This window comes from Stenotrophomonas sp. Y-13 (assembly GCF_046267925.1).
Lineage (GTDB): Bacteria > Pseudomonadota > Gammaproteobacteria > Xanthomonadales > Xanthomonadaceae > Stenotrophomonas > Stenotrophomonas acidaminiphila_A.
Window position 1 is genome coordinate 3,084,175 of sequence record NZ_CP176501.1, and the last position, 15,997, is coordinate 3,100,171.

Consider the following 15,997-nt stretch of genomic DNA (forward strand, 5'->3'; position numbering starts at 1 on the left):
GCGTTCATTGCCGCTGCTTCCGCCGCAGTTCGCGCAGGTGCGGCCACAGCGCGCGCTTGGCCGCGGGGTTGGCGCGCAGCTCGTCCAGCGGCCAGCTGTCCATCAGCGCGCGGGTCTGCGGGTCGTTCGGATTGCAGCCGGACGCGCGCAGCAGCGCGATCTGCAGGCGGTCGGGCAGGCGCACCCCGGCGCGGCGCGGCGCGGGCCGCGCCAGGGGCGGGGCGGCGGGGGCATCGGGCGCCATGCGCGGCGGGGCCTCGCGCCGCGGCGGCGGGGCCGCGCGCGCGGGTGCCGGCGCGGCGACGGGGCCGGCATCCGGCACCGGCGGCGGTGCGCCGCGCGCCGCCGGCTGCGGCAGCGGCGCGTCCAGCGCGCCGCCTTCCAGGTAGACCGAATAGCCCATCGCCTGCAGCCACGCCTGCTGCTGCGGCGACCACAACGGCGTGGACGCGGCCGCGTTCACTGCACCCTGCTGGCCGGTTGCCGCCAGCGCTGCCACAGCCACATCAGCGGCCCAGACAGCGCATACAGCACGCCGACCACGAACAGCGTGCGCGGCAGGTCCACCACCATGATGGCGATCACGATCGGCACCAGCGCCAGCACCATGAACGGCACGCGCTCGGAGCGCGGGCCCTTCTCGCTGCCGCCCTTGAAGCTCCAGAAGCGGATGCGGCTGACCATCAGCAGCGCGGCGACGATGGACACCGCCAGCGCCACGTAGCGCAGCTCCTCGCCGCTCCAGCCCAGGCTGCCGTCGGCGAACGCCCAGACGAAGGACATCATCAATCCCGCCGCCGCCGGGCTGGCCAGGCCCACGAACCAGCGCTTGTCCACCGTGCCCACCTGGGTGTTGAAACGCGCCAGGCGCAGCGCCGCGCAGGCCGCGTACAGGAACGCCGCCAGCCAGCCGATGCGGCCAAGCACCTCGCCGTCGAACTTCAGCGAGGACAGCGACCAGTGGTACATCACCAGCGCCGGCGCCATGCCGAAACTGACCAGGTCGGCCAGCGAGTCGTACTGGACCCCGAACTCGCTGCTGGTGCCGGTCAGCCGCGCCACCCGGCCGTCCAGCCCGTCCATGACCCCGGCCACGAACACCGCCACGGCGGCGTTGACGAAGTCGCCGTTGGAGGCGGCGATGATCGCGTAGAAGCCGGCGAACAGCCCGGCGGTGGTGAACAGGTTCGGCAGCAGGTAGATGCTGCGCGAGCGCGGCGGCGGTCTGGTTTGGTCCATGCGGCCAGTTTAATCGACTTGCCAGCCGCGTCACCGGGTGCTGCAATCGGGTTCTGTCCCGTCAAGCGACCGGAGTCGCCATGCGCGCCCTGCCCCGTTTCTGCTGCCTGCTGGCCCTGGCCGGCGCCGCCGGTGGTGCCGTTGCCGGCACCGGCAACCTGTACAAGTGGAAAGACGCCAATGGCGTGACCCAGTACTCCGAGCGCCCGCCGGCCGGACAGAAGTACGAGACCCGCCGCATCACCACCTCCGGCGAGCCGGTGGCCGCGGCCGAGCCGGCCAAGGCCGACGAGGCGCCGGAGTGCACCGCGGCGCGGCACAACCTGGAACTGCTCAAGGGCAGCGGCCCGCTGATGCAGGACACCAACGGCGACGGCAAGCCGGACACCCAGCTGGACGACGCCCAGCGCAGCGCGCAGAAGCAGCTGGCCGAGGCCGCCGCGGCCGCCTACTGCAAGAAGTAGGCGACGCCCCGGGCCTTGCGGCGCCTGGGCTTCTGGCAGAATAGGCGGTCCGCCGTTCCGTGAAGCCACCCCATGCGCCTTTCCCGTTTCCACCTGCACACCACCAAGGAAACACCCGCCGACGCCGAGCTGGTCAGCCACAAGCTGATGCTGCGCGCGGGCATGATCCGCAAGCTGGCCTCGGGCCTGTACACCTGGTCGCCGCTGGGCCTGCGCGTGCTGCGCAAGGTGGAAGGCATCGTCCGCGAGGAAATGAACCGCGCCGGCGCGGTGGAACTGCAGCTGCCGACCATCCAGCCCAGGGAGCTGTGGGAGGAAACCGGGCGCTGGGAAAAGTTCGGCGGCCAGTTGCTGAAGATCAAGGACCGCAAGGAGCAGGAGTACTGCTACAGCCCCACCGCCGAGGAAGCGATCACCGACTTCGCGCGCCAGGAGCTGTCCAGCTACAAGCAGCTGCCGGTCAATTTCTACCAGGTGCAGACCAAGTTCCGCGACGAGATCCGCCCGCGCTTCGGGGTGATGCGCGCGCGCGAGTTCCTGATGAAGGACGCGTATTCCTTCCACCTGGATGACGCCAGCCTGGTGGCCGAGTACGAAAACATGAAGGCCACCTACACCCGCATCTTCACCCGCCTGGGGCTGGAGTTCCGCGCGGTGCAGGCCGATTCCGGCGCGATCGGCGGCGACGCCTCGCAGGAATTCCACGTGATCGCCGATTCCGGCGAGGACGCGCTGGCGTTCTCCACCGGCTCGGACTACGCCGCCAACGTCGAGGCCGCCGTCGCCGCCGACCCGGCGCCGCGCGCGGCCGCGACCGAGGCGCTGCGCAACGTCGAGACCCCGACCCAGAAAACCTGCGGGGACGTCGCCGCGCTGCTGGGCATCGCCCTGGCGCGCACGGTCAAGTCGGTCGCGGTGATGAGCGCCGACGGCACCTTCGTGCTGGCGCTGGTGCGTGGCGACCACGAGGTCAACGAGATCAAGCTGGGCAAGGTGGCGGGGCTGGCCGACCACCGCATGGCCAGCGAGGCGGAGATCGCCGAGTACCTCGGCAGCGAACCCGGCTTCCTCGGCCCGCTCAACCCGCGCAAGGCGATCCGCATCGTCGCCGACCGCGAGGTGGCGGCGCTGGCCGATTTCGTGGTCGGCGCCAACGAACCCGGTTTCCACATCGCCGGGGTGAACTGGGGCCGCGACCTGCCCGAGCCGGACGTGGCCGATATCCGCAACGTGGTCGCCGGCGACCGCGCCCGCGACGGCGGCGAACTGAAACTCGCGCGCGGCATCGAGGTCGGCCACGTGTTCCAGCTCGGCCGCAAATATGCCGAAGCACTCAAGGCCACGGTGCTGGACGAGAACGGCAAGGCCACGGTAATGGCGATGGGCTGTTATGGCATCGGCGTGTCGCGCATCGTCGCCGCCGCCATCGAACAGAACCACGACGACGCCGGCATTATCTGGCCGGTGGCGATGGCGCCGTGGCAGGCGGTGGTGTGCATGATCAACCCGAAACAGGACGCCGCGGTGACCGCCGCCGCCGAAGCGCTGCTGGCCGAACTGCAGGCCGCCGGCATCGACGCCGCGCTGGACGACCGCGGGCTGCGCCCCGGCGCGATGTTCGCCGACATGGAGCTGATCGGCATCCCGCACCGCATCGTGGTTTCCGAGCGCGGGCTGGCCGCGGGCACCTACGAATACCGCGCGCGCGCGGCCAGCGAGGCCGAGAACCTGGACAAGGCCGGGCTGCTGCGGAAAATCGCCGGCTGACATGAAACAACAGCCCGGCAGCCGTTTTTCACGGCAAAGCCGCGCGAAGGGTGACGCACGGGGAAGTGCGCCATGGAAAAGGCCGGGGTCAAAACCCGGCCTTTTCTCATGTAATCAATACATGACCCACATTATCGTTGCCGTTACCGTGAAACAGCCGCTATGCTTTACGTGCTGCCACGGATCGGCTATACCCACCCCATTATCCGGAGTAGCAATTCGATGAGTATTGACCTGAGCGGCCTGTCGGCCCGAGAACTGGCATCCCTGATCCGCGACGCGCAGAAGCGCAAGAGCGTGGTCGCCAAGCGCCAGCCCATCACCAAGGTCCGCGCGCAGCTGGTCAAGACCGCGCAGAAGGCCGGTTACACCATCGAGGAGCTGTTCGGCACCGGCGCGCCCAAGGCCAGCCGCGCCCCGCGCGCCGCCAAGGCCCCGGCCAAGAGCGCCAGCAAGGGTGTGAAGGTCGCACCGAAGTACCGCGATCCGGCCAATGCCGCCAATACCTGGACCGGCCGCGGCAAGCAGCCGCGCTGGCTCGCCGAATACACCGCCGGCGGCCGCAAGGTCGAGGAATTCCTGATCCAGAAGTGATCGGGGCGGGAAGATGGCAATTAAAGAACGCCGGCATATGCCGGCGTTCTTTAATTGGCAAGGAGTGAGTGAAGAGGAGTGAGAAGTGAGAAGAAGCAAGAGCGATCTCCGCCTTCGCGGAGATGACGGCTTTTGCTCCTGCCTTTTCTCACTTCTCACTCCTCTTCACTCACTCCTCGCTCAAAGATTCTTCCGCGCCGGCACCAGCAGGTTGCCGAACAGCAGCCCCGCCACCAGCGCCATCACCACGTTCAGCACCGTCAGCAGCGCCGATTCACCGGCATTCACGTTCTGCTGCTGGATCAGGCTCAATACCCCGCGCAGGCTGATGCTGCCGGGTACCAGCATGATGATGCCGGGCAGGCGGATGATCGCCCCCGGGCGCTGCACCACGCGACCGAACAGATTGCCGGCGGCGGTCAGCATCATCGCCGCCAGGAATATCCCCGCCGGCCCGCCCCACTGCTGCCCGCCATAACGGGAAATGGCATACCCGGCCAGCGACGCGGCCATCACCCAGGGATAATCCCGGCGCGAGGCGCGGAACAGCATCGCGAAGGCGAACGCGGCCAGCATCACCGAGGCCCATTCCACCCATTCCGGTTGCGGGCGCGAGCCGCGCACCAGCGGATCGAGCCCGATCAGGTCGCTGATGGTCACCGCGATCATCGCGCCCACGGTCAGTTTCATGATCGTGGTCAGCGCACCGGCGAAACGCGCGGTGCCCGATACCCAGTGCTGGCTGGCCAGCTCATTGACCGCATTGGTCAGCGCCATGCCCGGCAGCAGCACCACCAGCGAGGCGATGATCACCGAATTCTGGTTCAACGGACCGATGAAGGTCGCCACCAGCACCGCGACGAAACCGGCCAGCATCGCCGCCAGCGCGTCGCTGGCCTCGCGGGTGGCCACGCGGCGGTCGGTGTAGAACAGCATCAGCCCGATCAGCAGGCCGGTGAAACCGGCGGTGACCACGTCCAGCCACGGCAGCCGCCACATGCCGGCCACGCCGGCCGAGCCGAGGCAGAAAGACAGCAGCATCTGCGCGTTGTCGCGCCAGGTCGGCGGCTTGTCGAGCCGGCGCAGCGCGGTATGGCCCTGGGCGATGCTCATCTGCCCGCTCGCCACCGCGTCGGCGATCTGGTCGGCCAGGGTCAGCTTGTGCAGGTCGTTGCTGCCCGGGTCCAGCCGCACCACGCGGGTGATGTCGCTGGAGCCGATCGCCTGGGTCGGGTCGCTGAAACTGAGGATCAGCCCGGTGGGGTTGGACCACGGCTCGCAATCCAGGTCCAGCCGTTGCGCCAGCGCCACCACCGCCGCTTCCAGCCGCTGCGCGGTGGTGCCGTAGGTATGCAGGCGGCCGGCGATCTCCGTGACGAAGGCCACGCGCTGCGCATAGGTTGCGCGTCCGGGGACGATGGAAACGGAGGCGATGGATTCGGCGGACATGCGCATTAGTATCACCCGGAAGTGCGCCGGCTTGATCGCTTCATGGGCCCGCGACGGGGTGACAGGGTATGCTCGGCGGCGGACGCCCCCATGAAGAACGCCGAACCGCCCCACTGCGCGATGGACCCGGACGTCGACGGCCAACTCCGGCTGTCGGGCAGCTGGACCCTGTCCACCGCCCTGCAATCGGCCCAGTTGCTGGGCGACATCCGGGCACCGGTACGCGGGCTGGACGCGCGCGGCATCGACCAGCTCGATTCGGCCGGGGTGCTGCAGCTGCTGCGTTACTCGCGCAGCGCCGGGCTGAGCGACGATGCGCTGCTGTTCCGCGACGAGCACCGCGCGCTGGTGTGCACCATCGACGAGGTCGCCGACGAGCGTCCGCCACCGCAGCGCGACTACGGCGTGGCCGCCGCGCTGGAACGGCTCGGCCGCTCGGTGCATGCCATCGCCGGCAACATCGTGGTGCTGGTGGGCTTCTTCGGCGAGAACCTGGCCAAGCTGGCGCGCCTGCTGCGGCAGCCGCGGCGCCTGCGCCTGACCGCCACCGTGCACCAGATGGAAGAGGTGGGGCTGGACGCGGTACCGCTGATCGCGCTGCTGTCCTACCTGGTGGGTGCGGTGGTCGCCTTCCTCGGCTCGACCATCCTGCGCGACTTCGGCGCCGAGATCTACGTGGTGGAACTGGTCAACATCGCGTTCCTGCGCGAGTTCGGCGTGCTGCTCACCGCGATCGTACTGGCCGGGCGCACCGCCAGCGCGTTCACCGCGCAGATCGGGGCGATGAAGGCGCGCGAGGAGATCGACGCGATCCAGACCCTGGGCCTGGACCCGATCGACCTGCTGGTGCTGCCACGGGTGCTGGCGCTGGTGGTGACGCTGCCGCTGCTGACCTTCATCGCCATGGTCGCCGGCCTGGCCGGTGGCGTCACCGTGGGCGCGTTCGACCTGGGCATCCCGCCACAGATGTACATCGCCCGGATGCACGAGACCATGCAGCTGCGGCACCTGCTGGTGGGGCTGTCCAAGGCCCCGGTGTTCGCGCTGATCATTGCCCTGATCGGCTGCCTGGAAGGGCTCAAGGTGCAGGGCACGGCGCAGTCGGTGGGCGAGCGCACCACCTCCAGCGTGGTGCAGACGATCTCGCTGGTCATCATCCTCGACGCGCTGGCCGCGTTGTGGTTCATGCACATGGACTGGTGAGGGGGCGGCACGATGGCGATTCCCTCCAGGGACAGGCACGGCGGCGACGAACTGGCCATCCGCGTGCGCGGTCTGGTCAACCGCTTCGGCGACCAGACCGTGCACGACGGGCTGGACCTGGACGTGCGCCGCGGCGAGATCCTCGGCGTGGTCGGCGGCTCGGGCACCGGCAAATCGGTGCTGATGCGCTCCATCCTCGGCCTGCGTACCCCCGATGCCGGGCAGATCGAGGTGCTGGGCGTGGACGCACGCTCGGACCAACCGGCCGCGCGCCTGCATGTGGAGCGCAACACCGGGGTGCTGTTCCAGGACGGCGCGCTGTTTTCCTCGCTCACCGTCGGCGAGAACGTGCAGGTGCCGCTCAAGGAGCACCACCCGGAGCTGCCCGAGCGCTGGCATTACGAACTGGCGCTGCTGAAGGTGAAACTCGCCGGGCTGCCGGCCGATGCGCTCGACAAGCTGCCCTCGCAGCTGTCCGGTGGCATGCGCAAGCGCGCCGGGCTGGCGCGCGCGCTGGCGCTGGACCCGCCGCTGCTGTTCCTGGACGAACCCACCGCCGGGCTGGACCCGATCGGCGCGGCCGCTTTCGACCGCCTGATCAAGACCCTGCAGGAAGCGCTGGGCCTGACCGTGTTCCTGATCACCCACGACCTGGACACGCTCTACGCCATCTGCGACCGGGTGGCGGTGCTGGCCGACCACAAGGTGGTCGCCAACGCGCCACTGCCGGAGATCGAACGCCTCGACCACCCGTGGATCCGCGAATACTTCCACGGCCCGCGCGCACGCGCCGCGCGTGGCAGCGGGGAACGCGAAGCCGGGGGGCGCGAATGAACCGCCACCATCGCTTCGCCTTCACCGCCCTGCGGCAGTCTTCATCCCCGCACCGGCCGGACGCCGCCGCGCACCGGCGTCCGCTGCTCCCCGCTCCCCCTTCCCGGCCGTGACCCCATGGAAACCAAAGCCCATTACGTCCTGATCGGCGCCTTCACCCTCATCGTCTCGCTGGCCCTGCTCGGCTTCGGGTTGTGGGCGGCCAAGTATTCGTCCGACCGCACCTGGCAGGAGTACCGCGTCGTGTTCGACGAAGCGGTGACCGGCCTGTCGGTCGGCAGCCCGGTGCAGTACAACGGCATTTCGGTCGGTTCGATCACCGACCTGTCGCTGGCGCCGGATGACCCGCGCAAGGTGATCGCCAAGCTGCGGCTGAACTCGACCACCCCGGTCAAGACCGACACCCGCGCCAAGCTGGCCATCACCAGCATCACCGGCCCGGCCATCATCCAGCTCAGCGGCGGCAGCCCGCAGGCGCCGGCGCTGACCACGGTCAACCGCGAGCAGGTGCCGACGATCCAGACGTCGCCCTCGGCGCTGCAGAACATCACCGACGTGGCCAACCGCGTGGTCGAGCGCATGGACCAGCTGCTCAGCGACGAGAACGTGGAGCGCATCTCCAACACCCTGGCGCACCTGGAAACGGTCAGCGGCGGCCTGGCTGACCGTGACCAGGGCACCCAGGCGCTGCTGGTGGAAGCGCGCGACGCGGCGCGCAACCTCAACACCACCCTGGCCACCGCCAACGGTACCCTCCAGCACCTGGACCAGAACGTGGTGCGGCAGTTGCCGGCCACGCTGGACAAGCTCGACGCCAGCCTGGCCAAGCTCGATTCGGCCGCGGGCAACGCCAACGCGATCCTCGGCGAGAACCGCGCGGCCATCAACAGCTTCGCCAACGATGGCCTGGCCCAGCTGGGCCCGACCCTGACCGAACTGCGCGGGCTGATCCGTGACCTGCGCCGGGTCAGCGACCGCCTCGAGAACAACCCGGCGCGCTACCTGCTCGGCCGCGATGCACCGAAGGAGTTCGAACCCAAATGAAGCGCTTCCCGTCGATGCGACTACTCGCCCCCTTCTGCGTCCTGGCCCTGGCCGGCTGCGCGGTGCTGGCCAGCGGCGACCGCCACCCGATCACCATCTACGCGCCGCAGGCGCGGGTCGCGGTGGACGCCTCGTGGCCACGGGTGGACTGGCAACTGGCCGTGGCCAAGCCCGCCGCCGCGCGGCTGGTGGACAGCCCGCGCATCAACGTGCGCCCGACCCCCGGCGAACTGGAGGTCTACCGCGGCGCCACCTGGTCGCAACCAGCCACCGACATGCTCGAGGACGCGCTGCTGCGCGGCTTCGAGGACTCCGGCCGGATCGGCGCGGTGGCGCGCATCGCCACCGGCATCCGCTCGGACTACAAGCTGGCCATCGACCTGCGCCGCTTCGAGGCGGACTACGCCGGCAACGCACGCCCGGCGGCGACCATCGAGCTCAATGCCAAGCTGATCCACAGCCTGGACCAGCGCGTGGTGGCCTCGCGCACCTTCCTGGTCGCCGAGCCCGCCGCCGACACCGCGGTGCCCAGCGTGGCCACCGCGTTCGAGACCGCGCTGGCACGGACCACCACCGAGCTGATCGGCTGGACCCTGGCCGCCGGCCAGGCCGACTGGCAGGCCCACCCCGCCCCGTAAATGCGGGGCTTGCCCCGCATGCTTTTCTGCACGTCTTCCCGCATGGCGCCGTGTCGGGCGAGACCATCCCGCCCCGCGTGTTTTTTGCATGGCGCCGTGCCGGGCGAGGGCGCCGTGCCGGGCAAGCCCGGCACCTACGGTGTGGCGGGCATCCGCGCTGATCACGCGTCGTCCATCCGTGTTCCGATACCGGCCGAGCCACACCGCACAAGCCCGGCACCCGCATTGACATACCCGTAGATGCGGGGCTTGCCCCGCATGCTTTTTTTGCACGCCCTTCCGAACCGTGCCGCGCCGGGCAAGCCCACCCCGCCCCGCGTGTTTTTTGCATGGCGCCGTGCCGGGCGAGGGCGCCGTGCCGGGCAAGCCCGGCACCTACGGTGTGTGGCAGGCATCCGGGCTGATCACGCGTCGTCCATCCGTGTTCCGATACCGGCCGAGCCACACCGCACAAGCCCGGCACCCGCATTGACATACCCGTAGATGCGGGGCTTGCCCCGCATGCTTCTTTTGCACACATTCCCGCACGGCGCCGTGCCGGGCGAGACCATCCCGGCCCGCGTTTTTTTTGCAGGGCGCCGTGCCGGGCAAGCCCGGCACCTACGGTGTGTGGCGGGCATCCGGGCTGATCACGCGTTCGTCCATCCGTGTTCCGATACCGGCCCGGCCGCGCCGCACAAGCCCGGCGCCTGCATGACATACCCGTAGATGCGGGGCTTGCCCCGCATGCTTTTTGCACGCCCTCCCGCATCGCGCCATGTCGGGCGAGACCATCCCGCCCCGCGTGTTTTTTGCATGGCACCGTGCCGGGCAAGCCCGGTACCTACGGGGTGTGGTCTTCTCCGGTGCCGTGCCCGCGGCGCGGCGCGGCTGCTCAATCGTCCGCGGTGGCGGTTACCCGCGCATGCCACGCCGCATAGGGCGTGTTCTTCGCCAGGTGGCGGTTGTAGTCCGGGGCGCCATCGCTCCACCACACCGGGCCACGTTCGCCCAGCACGCGCTTGGCCGCGTCCACCGCCTGGCCGGCACGCGCCAGCGCCTGTGGGTCGCCGGCGCGGCGCGCGCGGCCGACCTCGCGACGCGCGGCCATCAGCTCACGCACCGCCGCCTGCCGCTGTTCCTCCGGCAGATGCGGATTGGTGGCGCGCCACAGGCGGCCGCGCACCACCAGGTAACGACCATCGGGGGTACGTAGCGGCGACGCGCTCATGCCGGTCGGGGGTGCGGGGACATGCCACCACCCTGGCCGCCGGTGCGTGCAGGGGGTGTCGATGCCGCGCGTGCTCAGTGCAGCGTCACCACGATCGGCTCGCCACGGGTGACGATCAGCGTGTGCTCGTACTGCGCGGAGCGGTTGCCGGGCGCGCCGCTCAGGGTCCAGCCGTCGTCGCCTTCCTCGACCACGCGGCTGCGCGTGGACAGGAACGGCTCGATGGTGATGACCATGCCTTCGTGCAGCCGCCGCGTGTCGTGCGGGTCGTGGTAGCCGGGAATGTGGTCCGGTTCCTCGTGCAGCGCGCGGCCGACGCCATGGCTGCCCAGGTTCTCGATCACGCGGAAGCCGGCCTGGCGCGCGGTGCACTCGATCGCCGCACCAATCCGGTTGAGCGGCTGGCCGGCACGCGCGACCTTCAGCGCGTTGGCCAGTGCGCTGCGTGCGGCGTGGCACAGGCGCAGATCGCGCGCCGCGGCCGTAGGCAGCACGCGGGTACCGCCGGTGTCGGCAAAGTAGCCGCCCAGTTCGGCGGAGACATCCACGTTGACCACGTCGCCCGCGGCCAGCACGCGCGCGCCCGGCACGCCGTGGGCGGCCTCTTCGTTGACGCTGATGCAGGTTGCGCCGGGGAACCCATACACCAGGCGCGGCGCCGGCTGCGCGCCGTGCGCGGCGAGCAGGCGCTCGCCGATCAGGTCGAGCTCACCGGTGGTCATGCCGGGGCAGGCGGCGGCGAGCATTTCCTCGCGCACCCGCGCGACCAGCCGGCCGATACGTTGCAGGCCGTCGATGTCCGACTGCGATCCGATGGTCATGGGGTTCCCCAGATGATTGGCGGGAACAGGCTAGCAGCGTTATGTCTATTTTATTCAAATCATTGATTTAAATAATAAATTTGTCGGATATCGCGGCCCCGGCGAACAATCCGGCACCGAACACGGCATGCGTGGCCAGGCTCTGCAGCCGCGCCTGCCACGGCCGCGGCGTGCGCGCGGCGGCGATGCCGGCGCCGAACGCCGGCTGCATCACCCGGAAGGGCAGCAGCACGCTGCCCACGCCGAACCCCAGCGCCGCGCCCAACGTCGGTTGGCGCAGCCAGGTACTGCCCAGCATCGCCATCAGCATCCCGGCCATGCCGACGCCGATGGCGTAATGCGCGCACCTGCCCAGCATGCGCTCATGCCTGACCGGCGCGGCGTCGCCGATGGCGGCATGGCGCCAGCGCCCGGCGCGCCAGTGCCCGATCCAGCGGCCGAGCAGCGCGTAGTCCAGGGTGGGACGCCCGAGCCGGCGCAGCAGCACCGCCCACAGATCGGTCGCCGCGATGGCGACGACGCCCACGATCACGACCCGCAGGAGGATTCCCCCACCGTCCATCGCCCTTCCCGCCTGTGCGCAAACCTGTTTCCATCCGTCTCGACGTTGAAGCCGACTTGAGGTCAAGCGTGCAGGAGATCGACATCGGGCAGGTGGTACGGCAGAGCGGGATCGCCGCGTCCATCCTGCGCTATGACGAAACCCGCGGCCTGGTCCAGCCGATCGATCGCAACGGGCTGCGGCGCGTCTATGCGACCTCGGTGCTGCAGCGCCTGTCGCTGATCGCACTGGGGCGCGCGGCCGGGTTCCCGCTGGAGGAGATCGGCAGCATGCTCGGCGACGGCGCCATGCCCGGCATCGATCGCCCACAGTTGCTGCGCAAGGCCGACCCGCTGGAACGGCGCATCACCCGGCTGCAGGCCCTGCGCGATGGCCTGCGCCATGCCGCAGGCTGCCGTCACGCCGACCACCTGCAATGCCCCACCTTCCAGCGCCTGATGCGCGCCGCACTGCGCCGACAGCGCCGGCGGGGCGATGACCGCGGGCGGACTTCACCGTGACTTCGCCGCGCCCCCATCCAGGCGCCGCGAAACGGGCCGATGCTGCGGGCTCCTCCTTCCCTCGTGGAGTACCGCCATGAAGCACCGCGTGATCCGCCCGGCCGTCGGCACCGGCCTGCTGCTGCTCGTCCCCCTGGCCCTGACCCTCCGCGACCGCCACGCGCCCGCCGGCGAAGGCTGGCATTGGGGCCCGCTGGACTTCGTGGTGATGGGCGCCCTGCTGTTCGCCACGGGGCTGGGCTACGCCTGTATCGCGCCCCGGCTCGGCGGCAGGGGGCAGCGGTGGACGCTGGGCATCGCCCTGCTGTGCGCGCTGCTCGCGATCTGGGTGGAGCTGGCGGTGGGCGGCATCAGCCAGCTGGCCGCGCACCTGGCGGGCGCCCGCCCCGCCTGAGCGTGCGGCGCGGCGCCCCCGCGCCTCACGGCTTGAGCAGGCGCTCCTCGACCGCGGAGAACGCCGAGTGCTCGCCCTTGCGCGCTTCCGGCAGGCCGGTGGCGAAGACCGCCACGCCGGTGCCGCTGGCCGGGTCCACCCACAGCCCCGACAGCAGCCCGTACGCCGAGCCGGAGTGGCCGATGCGCGCCACGCCATCGCCGAACGGATCGTCGCGGCAGCCCTTCACCGGCGTGGCCAGGGTCTGCATCGCCAGGCCATAGCGGCAGAAGAAGCCGTCACCGCCCTGGCCGCTATCGTCCTCTTCGGTGGTCATGCCGTCGCCGGGGGCGTAGGTCCACTGCGGGCGTGCCAGTTCGCGCACGGAGTCGGCGCGCAGCAGGCGCACGCCGTCCACTTCGCCCCCACCCAGCAACAGCCGCCCGATCTTCGCCAGGCCGTTGCCGGAAATGCGCAGCCCGCCCTGCGGTGCGAACAACGCACCGTTGTCGCCGGCGCGCCAGCGGCCCAGGTCGCAGCTGCCATCGGCCGCGGCCACCACCGGGCAATCGGGGCGACGGCCGCGGTTGTCGTCACGCACCGGCCGGTGCGCTTCGTCGTACAGCACCACCGCGCGCGCCACGCTGGCGTTGTCGCAGCTGGCCCAGTTGTAGCAGGCGGCGATGCCGAGCGGCTGCAGCACCAGGCGCTGCATCAGCCGGTCGAAGCGTTCGCCGCTGGCCTTCTCCATCACCGCGGCGATGAGCGGGAAATCGATGTTGGCGTAGCGGAAGTACGTTCCCGGCGCGTGCGCCGTGTCCCACGCGCGCGGGTCGTCGAGCACGGTGCGCAGCGGCGCGCCCAGCGGCACGGCGTAGTAACCGGCGGCATCGGTGAGCCCGGCGCGGTGCGACAGCAGCAGGCGCAGGGTAATGGGCGTGTCCGGGAACTGCGGGTGGCGCAGCGGCCAGCCGAGCCAGCGCGACACATCCGCGTCCAGCTCCAGCTGCCCGGCCTCGACCATGCGCATCACCCCCAGCGCGGTGACCAGCTTGGAGATCGAGGCGATGCGCACCGGATCGTCGGCGCTGACCGCGCGCCCGGCGGCGATGTCGGCCATGCCCTGCACCTGCGTGGCGGTCACGCCGTCGCGGTCGAACGCCACCCGTACCGTCGCCACCGGCTCGGCCGCCTGCAGGCAACCGGCCAACAGCCACATTCCCAGCACAAGCCCAACGCGCATTGCCCGCTCCCCTCGATTGGCGAAGCGCCGACCATAGGCAACAACCGCGCTGGCGTCGAGTGCGCATGGGCACATGCACGGGCGTACCGGCGCGGGGCGTCAGCTGAGCGCCGAGGTGGATTCGTAGGGCAGCGGGCGCAGGCCAAGGCGCACGATGGCCGCGCCGGCCACGTCGAGCACCTCCGGTTCGGCGTCGATCACCAGCAGGATGTGGCCGGCCTGGATCTCGTCGTCGAAGGCCTGGCGCACCGGATCGGGCACGCTCGCCCCCAGCAGTGCCGATGCCAGGCTGCCGACCATCGCACCGGCCACGCCCACCGCCGCGGCACCGGCCAGGGTGATGCCCAGCGGCGGCACGGCAACGGCCACCAGTCCGGCCAACAGCCCGGTGGCGGCGCCGTAACCGGCGCCACGGCCCACCGCCGCCATCAGGTCGGTATCGGCCATCTTGCGCATATCCGGAATCGCGCGTTTCTCGATGTCGGCGCGCGCGACCAGCAGGATGGCGTCGTTGTCCACGCCGGCGCTGCGCGCGGCCGCCATCGCCTGCTCGGCCAGCGCCAGCCCGGGCGCACTGAATACATGGCGCTTGTTCATGGCCGCACCCTGCCTGCGCGACGACCGGCAAGCGCGCGCATGGCAGTGACCGGAACGCTTGCCACCACCCGCGCCGCGTGCCGTGCGGGGGGGATCGTGCGCGGGCCGCCGCCAGCGGGGCGCGACGGCGCTTGCACCTGGCCGGTGCTGTCACGGGTATGGGCCATGGGGGTTCCTCGCGCATCGCGGCACCTGCCGCGGATCGAGCGTGCGCCGCGGCCGGTCAGCGTGGCGTGCCAAGGCGTGATGCGCGCGGACACAAACGTGAGCGCCGTGGAAACAACGGCGGTTCAGCCCTCCAGGCCAAGGAATAACCGCATCCGCGCCAGCTCCACCTCCAGCGCGGTGTCGAACGCGGTGTCCTTCGGCGCGTGGCCGGCGACATAGTGCAGCCGCGCCTGCAGCGCGCCCGCCACGACCGCCAGGTTGCCCCAGCCGATCACCTGCCCGCGCCACAGCAACGGCATCGCGTAGTAGCCGAGCTTGCGCTTCGGCGCCGGGGTGTAAGCCTCGAACCGGTAGCTCCAGCCCCACAGTTGTTCGAAGCGGCGGCGGTCCCATACCACCGGGTCGAACGGCGTCAGCAGGCGCGCGTCCTCATCCAGCTGCCAGCGCCGGCTTTCGGCGCGCTCACCGTCAGGCCACAGCCAATCCATGCCGTCCACGCGCGCGCACTGCAGGCGCTGGCGGGCGCGCAGCAGCGCCGGCCCGCACGCATCGCGCCACTGCGGCACGCCGTTGCCGAGGTAGCCGACCAGCTGCCGCAGGCTGGCGGCCGGCAGCGGCGCGTAGGTACTCACGATCATGTCGAGCAACGTATCCAGCCGCGCCTGGATCTCTTGCGCCGCCACCGGCGGGGCGTCCTCGCGCACGGCGTACACTCGGGTACCGCCGTCGCGCCGCGCCACCCGCAGCAGGCCGCGGTAGTGCATGCCGTCAAGCAGCTGCGTGCTGGCGTTGGACGCGCCGCCGAACCCATTGGTGGTCTTGCCGTGGGCGAAATGGGCATCGACCTGGCGCGGATGCACCGCACCGTGCGCGGCGACGAACGCGCGCACCGCGTGCGCCTGCTTCCAGCGTGCCGGGGTCCATGCCACGCGCGCCTGCCGCGGATGCATCAATGCCTGGTGCGCGCGCGGCAGGAAGCCGTAGTTGACGAAGTAATCCTCTTCCAGCGGCAGGCGCGGGTAGCGCCGTTCCAGCTCGCCGGCGCGGTAGTCCCTGACCCGGTGGCGCAGGGTCAGGTCCTGCGCGCGCGCCGGCGCACGGATGGGATCGGCCTGGACAAAGCCGAGTTTCGTGATCGCCCGCATCAGCGTGGTCGGCGCGAACAGCGAGCGGGCCACGGCATAGCGGCGGAGCTGGTCGAGGGTGGGCGGCATGCGCGCATCATGCCAGCCGCCGGCGCCCTGGCGCGCATCGCGACATGCCGCTCACGCCACGCAGCGGCACGCCAGTG

At 70.6% G+C, this 15,997-nt stretch carries 18 protein-coding genes; 9 read left to right on the plus strand and 9 right to left on the minus strand.

From position 1 onward, the window contains the following. Positions 1 to 4: 4 nt before the first annotated feature. Positions 5 to 463: a hypothetical protein gene (locus ACJ7VY_RS13895; RefSeq protein WP_409475858.1), complete on the minus strand. Its 459-nt coding sequence runs from the start codon at positions 461 to 463 to the stop codon at positions 5 to 7. Then, positions 460 to 1,239 carry a CDP-diacylglycerol--serine O-phosphatidyltransferase gene (pssA, locus tag ACJ7VY_RS13900; RefSeq protein ID WP_240212314.1) on the minus strand — a complete coding sequence of 260 codons (780 nt, stop codon included), beginning with the start codon at positions 1,237 to 1,239 and terminating at the stop codon, positions 460 to 462. The genes ACJ7VY_RS13895 and pssA overlap by 4 nt, the downstream gene beginning before the upstream one ends. Positions 1,240 to 1,319: 80 nt before the next feature. Between pssA and ACJ7VY_RS13905 the strand changes: the two genes are divergently transcribed. From ACJ7VY_RS13905 to ACJ7VY_RS13915, 3 genes are all read left to right on the plus strand, one after another. Then, complete coding sequence (locus ACJ7VY_RS13905) at positions 1,320 to 1,703, plus strand: DUF4124 domain-containing protein (protein WP_104939649.1); 384 nt, start codon at positions 1,320 to 1,322, stop codon at positions 1,701 to 1,703. Between the two features lie 72 nt (positions 1,704 to 1,775). Next, complete coding sequence (locus ACJ7VY_RS13910) at positions 1,776 to 3,470, plus strand: proline--tRNA ligase (protein ID WP_409475859.1); 1,695 nt, start codon at positions 1,776 to 1,778, stop codon at positions 3,468 to 3,470. A 222-nt stretch (positions 3,471 to 3,692) separates the two neighbouring features. Next, on the plus strand, positions 3,693 to 4,064 hold the full coding sequence (locus tag ACJ7VY_RS13915; protein WP_104939651.1) for an H-NS family nucleoid-associated regulatory protein: 372 nt from the start codon (positions 3,693 to 3,695) through the stop codon (positions 4,062 to 4,064). A gap of 180 nt (positions 4,065 to 4,244) precedes the next feature. Here ACJ7VY_RS13915 and ACJ7VY_RS13920 read toward each other — a convergent pair whose 3' ends face one another. After that, on the minus strand, positions 4,245 to 5,513 hold the full coding sequence (locus ACJ7VY_RS13920) for a threonine/serine exporter ThrE family protein (RefSeq protein WP_104940275.1): 1,269 nt from the start codon (positions 5,511 to 5,513) through the stop codon (positions 4,245 to 4,247). 90 nt (positions 5,514 to 5,603) lie between these two features. Between ACJ7VY_RS13920 and ACJ7VY_RS13925 the strand changes: the two genes are divergently transcribed. The 4 genes from ACJ7VY_RS13925 (at position 5,604) to ACJ7VY_RS13940 (ending at position 9,232) form a co-directional block, all read left to right on the plus strand. Then, entirely contained in the window at positions 5,604 to 6,716 is a 1,113-nt protein-coding gene (locus tag ACJ7VY_RS13925) for an ABC transporter permease (protein ID WP_293762159.1), read from the plus strand. A gap of 12 nt (positions 6,717 to 6,728) precedes the next feature. Further along, complete coding sequence (locus ACJ7VY_RS13930) at positions 6,729 to 7,550, plus strand: ABC transporter ATP-binding protein (protein ID WP_161615468.1); 822 nt, start codon at positions 6,729 to 6,731, stop codon at positions 7,548 to 7,550. Positions 7,551 to 7,667: 117 nt separating this feature from the next. Beyond that, a complete protein-coding gene (locus ACJ7VY_RS13935) occupies positions 7,668 to 8,594 on the plus strand; it encodes an MlaD family protein (RefSeq protein ID WP_104939653.1) in 927 nt (308 codons plus the stop codon). Next, entirely contained in the window at positions 8,591 to 9,232 is a 642-nt protein-coding gene (locus tag ACJ7VY_RS13940; protein ID WP_233996226.1) for an ABC-type transport auxiliary lipoprotein family protein, read from the plus strand. The genes ACJ7VY_RS13935 and ACJ7VY_RS13940 overlap by 4 nt, the downstream gene beginning before the upstream one ends. Before the next feature lie 874 nt (positions 9,233 to 10,106). Here the strand turns inward: ACJ7VY_RS13940 and ACJ7VY_RS13945 are convergent. The 3 genes from ACJ7VY_RS13945 to ACJ7VY_RS13955 all read right to left on the minus strand — a co-directional run bounded on the left by ACJ7VY_RS13945 (position 10,107) and on the right by ACJ7VY_RS13955 (position 11,825). Further along, entirely contained in the window at positions 10,107 to 10,442 is a 336-nt protein-coding gene (locus ACJ7VY_RS13945; RefSeq protein WP_313248616.1) for a hypothetical protein, read from the minus strand. A gap of 74 nt (positions 10,443 to 10,516) precedes the next feature. Next, positions 10,517 to 11,263 (minus strand): type I methionyl aminopeptidase, encoded by a 747-nt coding sequence (map, locus tag ACJ7VY_RS13950; protein WP_409475860.1) that lies wholly within the window; start codon positions 11,261 to 11,263, stop codon positions 10,517 to 10,519. 67 nt (positions 11,264 to 11,330) lie between these two features. Further along, complete coding sequence (locus ACJ7VY_RS13955) at positions 11,331 to 11,825, minus strand: DUF2938 family protein (protein WP_409475861.1); 495 nt, start codon at positions 11,823 to 11,825, stop codon at positions 11,331 to 11,333. A 68-nt stretch (positions 11,826 to 11,893) separates the two neighbouring features. On the opposite strand from ACJ7VY_RS13955, the gene ACJ7VY_RS13960 reads away from it, so the two are divergent. Both ACJ7VY_RS13960 and ACJ7VY_RS13965 read left to right on the plus strand, forming a co-directional pair. Next, positions 11,894 to 12,325 (plus strand): helix-turn-helix domain-containing protein, encoded by a 432-nt coding sequence (locus tag ACJ7VY_RS13960; protein WP_409475862.1) that lies wholly within the window; start codon positions 11,894 to 11,896, stop codon positions 12,323 to 12,325. A gap of 76 nt (positions 12,326 to 12,401) precedes the next feature. Further along, the gene (locus tag ACJ7VY_RS13965) at positions 12,402 to 12,719 is read left to right on the plus strand and encodes a hypothetical protein (protein ID WP_240212320.1); all 318 of its coding nucleotides are present in this window, start codon (positions 12,402 to 12,404) and stop codon (positions 12,717 to 12,719) included. A gap of 25 nt (positions 12,720 to 12,744) precedes the next feature. Here the strand turns inward: ACJ7VY_RS13965 and ACJ7VY_RS13970 are convergent, their stop codons facing one another. The 3 genes from ACJ7VY_RS13970 to ACJ7VY_RS13980 form a co-directional block, all read right to left on the minus strand. Continuing rightward, positions 12,745 to 13,941 carry a serine hydrolase domain-containing protein gene (locus ACJ7VY_RS13970; protein ID WP_409475863.1) on the minus strand — a complete coding sequence of 399 codons (1,197 nt, stop codon included), beginning with the start codon at positions 13,939 to 13,941 and terminating at the stop codon, positions 12,745 to 12,747. A gap of 99 nt (positions 13,942 to 14,040) precedes the next feature. Then, complete coding sequence (locus tag ACJ7VY_RS13975; RefSeq protein WP_312345675.1) at positions 14,041 to 14,538, minus strand: hypothetical protein; 498 nt, start codon at positions 14,536 to 14,538, stop codon at positions 14,041 to 14,043. Between the two features lie 290 nt (positions 14,539 to 14,828). Continuing rightward, complete coding sequence (locus ACJ7VY_RS13980) at positions 14,829 to 15,920, minus strand: DNA glycosylase AlkZ-like family protein (protein ID WP_409475864.1); 1,092 nt, start codon at positions 15,918 to 15,920, stop codon at positions 14,829 to 14,831. Positions 15,921 to 15,997 lie beyond the last annotated feature (77 nt).